Origin of the sequence: Komagataeibacter xylinus (genome assembly GCF_004302915.1) — a bacterium.
GTDB classification, from domain to species: domain Bacteria; phylum Pseudomonadota; class Alphaproteobacteria; order Acetobacterales; family Acetobacteraceae; genus Komagataeibacter; species Komagataeibacter xylinus_C.
In genome coordinates this window covers 23,472-34,900 of sequence record NZ_QQBI01000029.1, presented here as the reverse complement: position 1 = coordinate 34,900, position 11,429 = coordinate 23,472, and the positions used below count along the sequence as shown (strand labels likewise).

Annotated in this window: 12 protein-coding genes and 2 pseudogenes; 7 read left to right on the top strand and 7 right to left on the bottom strand. The window is 61.4% G+C overall.

Going from position 1 to position 11,429, the window contains the following annotated elements; all coding sequences use genetic code 11:
• Positions 1-79: pseudogene (locus tag DV027_RS18135) on the top strand (6-phosphogluconolactonase); the annotation flags it as partial.
• A gap of 26 nt (positions 80-105) precedes the next feature.
• Positions 106-810: a ribose-5-phosphate isomerase RpiA gene (rpiA, locus tag DV027_RS13620; protein ID WP_130732539.1), complete on the top strand. Its 705-nt coding sequence runs from the start codon at positions 106-108 to the stop codon at positions 808-810.
• Positions 811-877: 67 nt separating this feature from the next.
• Here rpiA and DV027_RS13615 read toward each other — a convergent pair whose 3' ends face one another.
• From DV027_RS13615 to DV027_RS13590, 6 genes are all read right to left on the bottom strand, one after another.
• Positions 878-1,651 (bottom strand): SDR family NAD(P)-dependent oxidoreductase, encoded by a 774-nt coding sequence (locus tag DV027_RS13615; protein ID WP_130732538.1) that lies wholly within the window; start codon positions 1,649-1,651, stop codon positions 878-880.
• Positions 1,652-1,681: 30 nt separating this feature from the next.
• Complete coding sequence (locus DV027_RS13610) at positions 1,682-2,791, bottom strand: ABC transporter ATP-binding protein (RefSeq protein WP_130732537.1); 1,110 nt, start codon at positions 2,789-2,791, stop codon at positions 1,682-1,684.
• 42 nt (positions 2,792-2,833) lie between these two features.
• Complete coding sequence (locus DV027_RS13605) at positions 2,834-3,661, bottom strand: carbohydrate ABC transporter permease (RefSeq protein WP_130732536.1); 828 nt, start codon at positions 3,659-3,661, stop codon at positions 2,834-2,836.
• 1 nt (position 3,662) lies between these two features.
• Entirely contained in the window at positions 3,663-4,583 is a 921-nt protein-coding gene (locus DV027_RS13600) for a carbohydrate ABC transporter permease (protein ID WP_207303496.1), read from the bottom strand.
• 10 nt (positions 4,584-4,593) lie between these two features.
• Positions 4,594-5,907: an ABC transporter substrate-binding protein gene (locus DV027_RS13595; protein ID WP_207303495.1), complete on the bottom strand. Its 1,314-nt coding sequence runs from the start codon at positions 5,905-5,907 to the stop codon at positions 4,594-4,596.
• Between the two features lie 117 nt (positions 5,908-6,024).
• Positions 6,025-7,653, bottom strand: a complete 1,629-nt coding sequence (locus DV027_RS13590; RefSeq protein WP_130732533.1) for an FGGY-family carbohydrate kinase — start codon at positions 7,651-7,653, stop codon at positions 6,025-6,027.
• Positions 7,654-7,932: 279 nt separating this feature from the next.
• On the opposite strand from DV027_RS13590, the pseudogene DV027_RS13585 reads away from it, so the two are divergent.
• Positions 7,933-8,031 (top strand): annotated as a pseudogene (locus tag DV027_RS13585) (GTP-binding protein); the annotation flags it as partial.
• A gap of 4 nt (positions 8,032-8,035) precedes the next feature.
• On the top strand, positions 8,036-8,356 hold the full coding sequence (locus DV027_RS13580; protein WP_130732532.1) for a DUF6525 family protein: 321 nt from the start codon (positions 8,036-8,038) through the stop codon (positions 8,354-8,356).
• A 58-nt stretch (positions 8,357-8,414) separates the two neighbouring features.
• On the opposite strand, the gene DV027_RS13575 is transcribed toward DV027_RS13580, so the two are convergent.
• A complete protein-coding gene (locus DV027_RS13575) occupies positions 8,415-9,590 on the bottom strand; it encodes a PepSY-associated TM helix domain-containing protein (protein ID WP_165399205.1) in 1,176 nt (391 codons plus the stop codon).
• A gap of 5 nt (positions 9,591-9,595) precedes the next feature.
• Here DV027_RS13575 and DV027_RS17650 point away from each other — a divergent pair, with 5 nt between their 5' ends.
• The 3 genes from DV027_RS17650 (at position 9,596) to DV027_RS13565 (ending at position 11,428) form a co-directional block, all read left to right on the top strand.
• Positions 9,596-9,799 carry a hypothetical protein gene (locus tag DV027_RS17650; RefSeq protein WP_165399204.1) on the top strand — a complete coding sequence of 68 codons (204 nt, stop codon included), beginning with the start codon at positions 9,596-9,598 and terminating at the stop codon, positions 9,797-9,799.
• Positions 9,800-9,826: 27 nt separating this feature from the next.
• A complete protein-coding gene (locus DV027_RS13570) occupies positions 9,827-10,336 on the top strand; it encodes a sigma-70 family RNA polymerase sigma factor (RefSeq protein WP_130732530.1) in 510 nt (169 codons plus the stop codon).
• A 99-nt stretch (positions 10,337-10,435) separates the two neighbouring features.
• Positions 10,436-11,428, top strand: a complete 993-nt coding sequence (locus DV027_RS13565; protein ID WP_130732529.1) for a FecR family protein — start codon at positions 10,436-10,438, stop codon at positions 11,426-11,428.
• Position 11,429: the final 1 nt, after the last annotated feature.

Here is an 11,429-nt window from a genome sequence, read left to right as displayed (position 1 = left end):
CCCGGCGGAGCCTGCCAGCCATATCACCACCGAGGGTGAACTCATCTGGCTTATGGACAAGGCGGCGGCGGGGCAATGAGGGCGGTGGATAGCAGGAGCCCGGACATGACAGCCCAGACAGGCGACCCGCATGAGGAACAGAAACGCCTTGCCGCGATCGAAGCCGCATCGATGGTCAGGGAAGGGATGGTGGTCGGCCTCGGCTCGGGCACCACGTCAGCCTACATGATTGATGAACTCGGTCGCCGCTGGGCGGAAGGGCTGCGTTTTGCCGCCATTCCCACCTCCGAGCATTCGGCCGAGCAGGCGCGTTCGCACGGAATAAACCTGGTGACATTCGCCACCCACCCGCAGATCGATCTTGATATTGATGGGGCGGATGAAGTGGAGATGGGCACGCTCAACCTGATAAAAGGACGGGGCGGGGCGCTGTTTCGTGAAAAGATCGTGGCCGCCGCCTCACGCCGCTTCGTGGTGGTGGTGGATGAAAGCAAGCTGGTGCCACGGCTGGGCCACCACATGCCCGTGCCGGTGGAAGTCACGACATTCGGCTGGGAACTGACGGCATCCCGGCTGCAGGCGCTGGGCGCACGCCCCACCCTGCGGCTGGACCGGCACGGCACGCCCTTCAATACCGATGGCGGAAATCTCATTCTGGATTGCAATTTCGGGGAAATCGCTGATTCCGTGGCGCTGGCGCGAAAAATCCGCGCCATTGTGGGCGTAATCGAAAGTGGCCTGTTCATTGGCCGCACGTCGGAGGTGATCGTGGCGGGCCGGGACGGCCTGAAGCACCTCATGGCCGGGTAGCCGCCCGCCCCCTGTGTCTGGCCCGCAGAGGCACGGGCCAGACTTCACCCACGAGGCTACTGGTAATTTACCACACGGTAAATCCGGCATCGACATTGACGATTGCCCCGGTCATCAGGCTGGCTGCGTCCGATGCCAGAAACTGCACGACCGAGGCAACCTCGTCTGGCTGGCCTACGCGGTGCATGGGCGTGCCATCCAGCCATGCGGCATACAGGCGCGGATTTTCCATGCCAAAGCGGGTCAGGGTCGTCTCGATATAGGTGGGGGCCACCGCGTTTACCCTTATCCCACGCGTGGCCCATTCTGCCGCCAGTGAGCGTGTATACTGGTGCACGCCTGCCTTTGATGCGTTATAGGCCGCCTGTTCCTGCGGGCGGTTGACGATCTGGCCCGACATGGATCCGATATTCACGATCGTGCCATGCCCCTGCTCGAGCATGATGCGGCCGAATGTCCGGCAGCAGCGAAAAATTCCGTTAAGGTTGATATCAACCTGCTTCAGCCACTGGGCATCCGTCATGTTTTCGGCCCGGACTTCGGAAATGCAGATTCCGGCACTGCAGACCAGGATATCGACACGGCCTTCCCCGGACCCGATGCGCGCGGCGCAGGCATCCACCTGTGCCGTATCGGTTACGTCAAGCGCCATGGCCGATACATTGAGCCCATGCCCGGCCAGTTCGGCCACGGCACGTGCCGCAAGTTCCGTATCACGATCTGCAATAATGACGCGGGCGCCGAATTCCGCCAGCGCCGTAACGCAGGCCAGACCAATATTCTGCGCACCGCCGGTAACAACCGCGACACGTCCGTCAAGACGGAGTTTTTCCGTATACATATGCCTATATCCTGAACAGGAAAGCCGTTTTCATGCGCCCGCAAGCAGCGGATGCTCCGTGCTGCGGGCCAGCGCCATACCGCCTGCATCAAACAGATGGCAGTGTTCTTCCTCAAACGTCATGCTTATGGGCGTATCGGCACAATCGATATTGTCCCCGCCCGTCTGCACGACAATCATCTGTCCATCAGGCAGGCGCACATGCAAAAGCGTGATTGCCCCCAGCCGCTCGCTGACCTCGACCATGCCGTGCACCGCCCCTTGCGGGTCAATACGGATATGTTCGGGCCGGACGCCCAGCGTGGCAGGCGCACCGGCCTCCAGCCCGGCCTGTTGCGTGGGGATGGACACGCTGAACGTTCCCGTGCGTACCTGCACGCTCCCCTCAGGGGCAGGGGCGCTGATGGTGGCGGGCAGCAGGTTCATGGGAGGGGAGCCCATGAAACGTGCGACAAACAGGTTGCCTGGCCGGTGATAGAGTTCCAGCGGGGTGCCGATCTGCTCCACCACACCCTTGTTGAGGACCACGATCCTGTCGGCCATGGTCATGGCTTCCACCTGGTCATGCGTTACATAGATGGTCGTTGCGCCAAGCCGCCGGTGCAGGCTGGCCAGTTCCACGCGCATCTGCCCACGCAGTGCGGCATCGAGATTGGAGAGCGGTTCATCGAACAAAAAGACCCTGGGGTTACGCACGATCGCGCGCCCGATCGCCACGCGCTGCCGCTGGCCACCCGAAAGCTGGCCCGGCCTGTGATCCAGATAGGGCTCAAGCTGGAGGATGCGCGCCACATCACCGATACGCTGCCGCCGCTCGGCTTCAGGCATGCCGGCAAGCCGCAGCGAGAACTCCATGTTGCGGTAGACATTCATGTGCGGATACAGCGCATAGGACTGGAAGACCATCGCCAGCCCGCGCCGTGCGGGTTCGGTGTCGTTCACCCGTTGCCCGTCAATCAGCAGGTCGCCAGCGCTTATGTCCTCCAGCCCCGCGATCATGCGCAGCAGGGTGGATTTGCCACACCCTGAAGGGCCGACAAAGACGACGAATTCCCGCTCGGCAATGGCAAGCGAGACACCCTTGATGATTTCCTCATGCAGGTAGGTCTTGCGCAGGTTACGCAGTTCTACTGTCGCCATGGTATGTTCCTGTTGCTACCGCGCGGGCTGCTCGCCCCGGTTCTATTTCACCGCCCCGAATGTCAGGCCACGCACAAGCTGCTTCTGGCTGGCCCAGCCAAAGACCATGATGGGGGCCACCGCCAGCGTGGAGGCGGCTGACAGCTTGGCGAAAAACAGCCCCTCGGGTGAGGAGAAGGATGCAATGAATGTTGTCAGCGGCGCTGCAACGGATGAGGTGAGGTTCAGTGACCAGAATGTTTCATTCCAGCACAGGATCAGGGAAAGCAGTCCGGTCGAAGCAATGCCCGGCAGCGCCAGCGGCAGAAGCACCTGTGTTACTTCCTGCCAGCGTGTCGCCCCGTCCATGCGCCCGGCCTCCAGTATGGGGACCGGCACTTCCCTGAAGAAAGTATAAAGCATCCATACCGTAATGGGCAGGTTGGTCAGCATGTATATCACGACCAGCCCTGTCCGGCTGTCCAGCAGGCCGGTGGCGCGGGCCAGCAGGTAAATCGGCACCAGCACCCCGACCGAAGGCAGCATGCGGGTGGACAGCATCCATAACAGGGTCATGCGTGTCCGCGGCCCCGGCAGGAACGCCATGGCATAGGCGGCGGGAATGGACACAAGCAGGGCCACCACGGTTGCCATGAGCGAAATCACGACGCTGTTGGCAGCGAAATGCCAGTAGTTCTCCCGCGCGAATACATCCTGATAACTTGAAAGCGTGGGGTTGAAGAAGAAATGCGGCGGTGTGGATATGGCGTCAGGCTCGCTCTTGAAGCCCGTCAGGAACATCCACAGGATGGGGAAGAACATCCATAATGCTATGCTCCAGGCCAGAAGGGTGATCGTGGCATGGCGCAGGCGCGTGCTGGTTCTTGCCATGTCAGGTCTCCAGATTGCGGGCCACGGCGCGCAGCAGGAAGGCGGCCACGATATTCGCGACGACAATGGCCACGACGCCACCGGCCGAGGCCCCGCCCACATCAAACTGCAGCAGGGCGCGTGAATAGATGAGAAACGCCAGGTTGGTGGAGGCGACACCCGGCCCACCCGCCGTCGTGACCGAGATTTCGGCAAATATGGTCAGCAGGAAAATGGTCTCGATCATGATCACGACAGTAATCGCACGCGACAGGTGGGGCAGGGTGATGTTGATGAACTGCGCCACCATGCCTGCGCCATCCATGCGCGCGGCTTCCTTCTGTTCCGTATCAAGCGACTGGATGGCGGTCAGCAGGATCAGGACCGCAAAGGGCAGCCATTCCCATGCCACGATCATCACCAGCGTTGCCAGCGGGTAGCGTGACAGCCAGTCGACCGGTGTCAGGCCCACGGCCCGCATCATGGCGGAATACACGCCATAGATCGGGTGCAGCATAAGGTTCTTCCACAGCAGGGCGGCAACCGTGGGCATGATGAAGAATGGCGAGATGACCAGGATGCGGGCAATGCCGCGCCCTGCGAACTCCTCGTTATACAGGACCGCCAGCAATGTCCCCAGCCCCACCGATATGGCCAGCACGCCGCCAACCAGAATGGCCGTGTTCTCCAGCGATGTCATGAAATCCGGATCGGTCAGCAGGTACCAGTAATTGCTGATGCCTGCAAAACCCTGTTGGGTCGGGTCCACCAGGTTGTAATTGCGCACGGAATACCACAGCGTCATGAGCAGCGGCACTACTGACCATGCCAGCAGCAGCATGATTGCGGGGGATTGCAGCACGAAGCCCTGCAGGCCCCGGCTGCGGGCCGCGCTGCCAGCGGGGCTGGCCATGACGGGGGGATGTCCTGCCACTTTGTCCATCTTCACCTCCTCAATGCAGGTAGCCGGACTGGCGCATGGTGCGACAGACGGCGGCCTGTGCCGCCCCCAGCGCCTGCTCGACCGTCATCTGGCCCGACAGCGTTGCCGCAACGCTCTGGCCAACCTGGGTGCCGATGGCCTGGAAGGGGGCAATGCCGACAAACTGCGCGCCACCATACGGGCGTGGCTGTTTTGTCTGGCCATTGGGGTCGGCCGTGTCGATGGCGGCATGGACGAACGTGGCGAACGGAGCCGCCTTCTGGTAATCGGGGTTGTCATAGGTGGACACGCGGGTCCCTGCTGGCACCGCCACCCAGCCTTCATGCTGCGCCACAAGCTGGACATAGGCCCTGGATGTCGCCCATTCTATGAAGAGGCGCGCATCATCCGCATGCCTTGATGATGCGGGAATGGCGAGGTTCCAGCTCCACAGCCATGTCGGTCCCTTGCCATACGGACCGGTGGGGGCGGCGGCAAAGCCGACCCTGTCCGCCACATGCGACTGTTTGGGATCAAACAGCAGGCCGCCCGCAATGGTTGAATCCACCCATATGCCGCAATGGCCACTGGCGAACAGGGCCAGGTTTTCATTAAATCCGTTTGACGTGGCGCCGGGTGGCCCGTCGGCCTTCATGGCCGATACATACCACTTCAGCGCCGCCTTCCATTCGGGGGTATCCAGCATCGGCTTCCAGCCTTCGCCAAACCACTGCCCGCCAAACGTATTCACCAGCGAGGTGACGTAGGCCATGTTTTCGCCCCAGCCCGGTTTGCCACGCAGGCACAGGCCATAGGTCTGGCTGCCGCTATCCGTGATTTTGTCGGCATAGGTGCGGATCTGGTCATAGGTGGGGTGCTGCGGCATGGTCAGCCCGGCCTTTTGGAAAAGGTCGGTCCGGTAATACGTCATGACACTTTCCGCGTAGAACGGCAGGGCATACAGTCTGGAGTCCACACTCAGCCCGGCGCGCACGGAAGGCACGATGTCATTCACATCATAATCAGGGCCGGGGTGAAGTTCAGCCAGCCAGCCCTGCCTTGCCCAGATTGGCACTTCGTAATTGCCAATGGTCAGGATATCGAACTGCCCGGCATGGGTTGCGATATCGGTCGTTACGCGCTGGCGCAGGACATTCTCCTCCAGCGTGACCCAGTTCAGGTGAATATCGGGATGGGCTTTTTCGAACTCACCTGACAGCTGTTTCATGATGATCATGTCACCATTATTGACCGTAGCGATTGTCAGCGTACCGGCCGCCTGCGCGCCACCGGCCAGCAGCATGCCGGCAGCAGTAATGCAGGCCAGGATCCTGGAAGTCGCCATTACAATACCCTTTATTGTTTTATTACGGTTTATTTGCGGTATCTGGCCTGAAAGCCCGGTGCTCCGGGTTTTCCTGTAAAGCGCAACGGAAACCTTCCGGTTCCCATGATGCCTGTCTTATTTATTCATGATCTGCCTGTAACGGATCTGGTCAGCATACATCTGGGTAAAGACCTCGAATTTCCTGGCATGGAAAGCGGCACTCCCGGCACAGGGCCGTATCTGCGCCCGTATGCGCGTCATGTTGGTCATGGCCGCCCGGATCGAGGGATATGCGCCCGCCGCCACCGCACCCAGTATCGCACTGCCAAGCAGCACGGAATCAGGCTCTTCGGGCAGCAGGATACGACAGCCGGTGGCATTGGCGTGTTCACGCACGAAAACGGGGTTTTTCGTTCCCCCGCCGGTTGCAACGATCGTATCGATTGCATAGCCCTGCCTGTCCAGCGCCGTTACGATATCACGTGTGCCATAGGCCAGTGCCTGTACTGTCGCCAGGTACAGTAATGCCAGATCATGCACCGTGGCGCTGAGCGCAAGCCCGCTGACCATGCCACGCAGGGTCGGATCGGCATGGGGGGAGCGGTTGCCATGGAAATCGGGCATGACGTGCAGGTTTTGCGTCAGCGTCCCTGCGGGTCGGTCGCCTTCGGTTTTTGCAAGCAGGTCGTTGAGGACCTGATAGACCGTCCTGCCTTCGCTTTCAGCCTGCTGGCGTAACGCCGGTGCGGCGGGATGGGTGGCGATGATAAAGTCGATCAGGCTGCCCGTGGCCGACTGGCCTGCTTCATTCAGCCACATGTCAGGCAGCATGGCATCACGGTAGGGGCCCCAGACGCCGGGCACAAAGCGGGGCAGGGGAGAGACTGCCATATGGCAGCTCGACGTGCCGCCAATCAATGCCAGCCGCTGGTTGAATGCAGGTGGCTCGTTATCCGTCGCGCCTCCCATCACGCCAATGCCGCCCGCATGCGCATCAATGGCGGATACCGCGACCGGGGTGCCCGCCGGCAGGCCAAGTTCCGTGGCGGCCCGCATATCCAGTCCATGCCCGACACGTTCGCCCAGGGCCTTGATGTCCGTGCCGATGCGGCGGAACCCTTCGTCAGCCAGCGCGCCAAGGCCTATGGAACGGAAATAGGTTTCATCCCAGCGGTTTTCATGGGCAAGGTAGGTCCATTTGCACACGGTTGAACAGCGCGAGCGCGAACTGGCCCCGGTTGCGCGCCAGGTCAGGTAATCCGGCAGGTCAAGGAAAAGGGCGGCGCGCGCGAACACATCGGGCAGATGGCGTTTGAGCCATAGCAGCTTTGGTGTTTCCATCTCGGGTGAAATCACGCCGCCCACGTAACGCAGCACGTCATGATGGCCCGCATTGATCTCGGCGGCCTCGGCCATGGCGCGGTGATCCATCCACAGGATCACGTCCTGCTCCGGCGCACCGTCAGGATCAATGGACAGCGCCTGGCCATCAGGGCCAGCCACCACCAGCGAACAGGTCGCGTCAAACCCGATACCACGCACATCCAGCGCTTCCCCGGCCGCATCCCGCGCCATGGGCATGGCGATGGCAACGCTGTTACATACCGCACGCCATATATCAGCGGTGGACTGCTGCATGTAATCAGCGCGTGGCTGCCACGTGCGGGTTGGCGTGCTGCCTGCGCCCAGCTTGTGGCCATCCAGCGTAAAAACGCCTGCGCGTGCGCTGCCTGTCCCCACATCGACACCAATGACGACATCCATCTGCCAATCCAGTCCTTCGTGTTGAGGTGCCGGGGCGTGTCCAGCCATGGAAAGCCCACTGCCCCATGATAACGCTTTGCGCGTCGATCCTGTTTTGCGGCGCCTTGTGTGCACGCAATTGTGCGGGCGGGAGGGGCAGCGAACACGCGCGGACCACAGGCATTCCATAACGCCGTATCCTGCAAGATATCTTTCCCCGTTCGAAATCCTGCAGGGATTGTTATATTATAACGTTTCATATAAGTTTGGCGGATCATAACCGAATGAAGGGTGTCCATCATGCACGAAAGGCTTCCGGTAACGGTTCTTTCCGGCTTTCTGGGAGCAGGAATGACGACGCTCCTCAACCCTGTGCTCAATAATCGTGAGGGCCGCAAAGGCGATGGCAGATAACGAGCGGACCCTGCGGCACGAGATGTGGCGGCGCTATGCGGGTGATGACTGGGCAGCCTTCGATGCTCTTCCCCCAGCGATCCGCAACCGGGTTGCAACACATGCCTATGATGCCTGGTCGGTCAATGTCATGATGCTATGGCAGCATTACAAACGGCTCTATGGGCGCACGATGCGCGCCGAGCGGGCGTTGATCCGGTATCTTGATTATTGCGAGCGGCTGGAGCGGGAAGCATTTGCCTCGCGCTACAGCGAAGCCTACGGCATGGCTCTACCGCATGATGCGGCAGACGTGACCGTGCTGAGATGACACTGGCACCCGAATACCACCATTCTGGCTTTTCAGCTTCCTGTAGCAGCCTGTCGGGCTATCTGGCCTGACGGGTCTGCCGCTTTCGTTGCCAGATCATGATGCCCGTTACCACCAGCATGCACACGGCCAGACCCGACAGGCATATGAGAATACGGCCGCCAGGCCCGGCTATCCTGCCGCTATGCCATGGCAATTGCATCTGCATGACCAGATTGCCCGCAGCCCCTTGGCCGGGCATGTCACCTGCCGTGATCTGACCGGTTTTCAGATCCACGGTAACCATGGGACTGCCCAACCCGGAGGGTTCTGTTCCCTGATTGCTGAAAAGGTAGAACATGGCGGTCCCGCCATCGGGGTCCAGCAGCACTGCGGCCGGTCTCTCGCCGCTGCCATGAGCCTGCACGAAACCTGCGGCGAGGCCTTCCGCCTGATCAATCGTAACCGGATGGACCGGGAGCCGTGTGTCCGTCATGGGCGGCGCGGTAGGCAGGATGGTCCGGATGACGGGATTGAACACCTCATCCTCAAGCGCCAGCGCCACCCCGCTTATGGCAATGCCCAGCAGGGCAACCCATAGCCACAGCGAGACGGCCCGATGCAGGTCAAACGTGATCCGTATGGAAGAACGCCGCAGGCCAATCGCCCATGTCTTGCGCCATTGCCGCCAGAACACCTGCCGCCATGCAGGCTGGTGCAACGGAAAGGTCAGGAGAAGGCCGACCACGCAGTCAATCGACCACAGCATGGCCGAGATACCCATGACCCACAGGCCCGCCTGGCCCATATCGAGGGAATAATGAACCCGGTATACAAAGGCCATCAGCGCGCGACGGTTCAAGCAGCACCCTTCGGTCGGGCGCATGCCCTGAATGCGCCCCGTGCCGGGGTCGAGAAAGATTTCATTTTCAACCGGATCTTTCCTGCCCGCGACCGTTTCGGACGAATAAACCTCGATCGCACGCCCCGCAGGAGGGCGGTAGAGCAGGGCGGTCACCTGTGTTTCAGGACGCTGCAGCTTCAGGCGCGCCAGCAATGTTGAAACCGGCAGGAGGCGTGTCGGGGCAGGGGCATGGAACAGGTCGGGATTGAGGGCCGCGTCAATTTCCGTGCGGAACACGCTGATGCTTCCCGTAAGCCCTGCAATGAACAGCACGCCCGACAGGAGCAGCCCCGTATATCGGTGCAGGCGCACAAGGGCCGGACGAACGGTTTTCAGGGTCAGGACAGCCATCACGCATGGCTTGGCATGCCCGTCAGGGCAAGGCAATAAAAGAAAATAAGACGCGTTCGCATATTTGGCTGTCCGTTTTCCCAAGCGCACTGGCGAGGAATGGCATGTCCGACAATCCGGATTGTATCGAAACATCACAGTGCCATTTTGTTATTGATAATGATTATTATGTTCATATAAGGAAGGCGCGTGCCCCGTCCGGGCGCTGACGCACGCTGTCAAGGAACCTTCAGGCCGTGGCCTCGACCGATCACCTTCTGGAAACCTATCTGGCAAACCGGTCGCGTTTCGTGTCCTTCGCCGTATCCATGGTCGGCTGCACGGCGCAGGCGGAAGATATTGTTCAGGATGCATTTGTTCAGGTCGCATCCGTCAGGCGGCAGGGGATCGTGTTCAACCCTGTTGCGTATCTGACCGCGATCATACGCAATCTGGCGCTGGATCATCTCCGTGCCGCACGCAGGCAGATCCCGACCGAGATCGATCATACCCTGCTGGCTGATACGGGTGCGGGGTCCATATCGCCCGAAGCCCATTGCGGGCACCGGCAGGAACTGCATACCGTGGCAAATGCCCTGGCCAGCCTGCCGCCACGCACCCGCCGCGCGTTCGAGATGTACCGCATCGGTGGCTACACATTGCAGGAAATCGCAACCGTTCTGGGTGTTTCCACCACGCGCGTGCACAGGATGATCCAGATCGCGCTGGTGGCCTGTGCCGCGGCCCTGCCAGACATGGAGCCATAAAATTTTCCCCTTGGCGTTAAAAAACAGGCATCTGCGCCGTCCCTATTCCTGGAAATACGTTCAACGCCACGGGCATGGAACGAATGGGGATGGGCACGGATGAACACACAGCCAACACCGGGCGCCAAACGTGCCATGCTGGAAGCCGCCACCTGGAAAATACGCCTCAATGAGGCACCGGATGATGAAACGGTACGGGCGGAATGGGCCGCATGGCGCGCGCAGGACCCCGACCATGAGCGGGCATGGCGCCGGGTGGCACACGCCTGGGCCCTTGCGGGCCAGATGGTTCCCGTAACGCCCCCGCATGACCGGCCCGCAACACCCCGGCGGCCTGCGACTGGCAGAACGGCACGGGCACGCCCGTTGCGGATTGCGGCGGCCTGCATGCTGCCGGTGGCGGCGAGCCTGCTGGCCTTTGCCACGCCGGACCTCATGTTCCGCCTGCAGGCCGATTATTACACGAAAACGGGCGAAAACCGCACGGTCAGCCTGTCGGATGGAACGGCGGTGACACTGGGCGGCCATTCCGCCATCGCCGTGCATTATTCGGGTGGGGAACGGGGGGTTACGCTGCTGGCCGGGGAGGCGTTTTTCAGTGTCGTGCATGACGGAAAACGTGGCTTTGCCGTCAGGGCAGGGAACGTGACGACGCGCGATATCGGCACCGCCTTTGATGTGCAGATGGCCGGGCCTCATGTCACTGTTGCCGTGCGCGAGGGGATCGTGAGCGTATCCCGCCAGTCCGACCCCGCCCTGCGCCTGACCGCCGGCCAGACATGGGCGGTCGACCAGCACACGGGGCAGGCCCACCGCAGCACGATCGACCCGGAGGATGTCGGTTCATGGCGGTCAGGGCAGATGGTGCTGGACGACGTACGGTTTTCTGACGCGGTCGCGGTACTGGGCCGCTACTATCCGGGCACCATCGTAACCCGTGGTCTTGAGCACGACACCATCCCGGTAGGGGGCGTGTATGACCTGCATCACCCCAGGGAGGCGCTTGAGGCCCTGTGCGCGCTGCATGGGGGCAGGCTTGTCACACTCCCGGCGGGCTTCACCCTGGTGCTGGCAGACCATAAAGCTCCCTGAG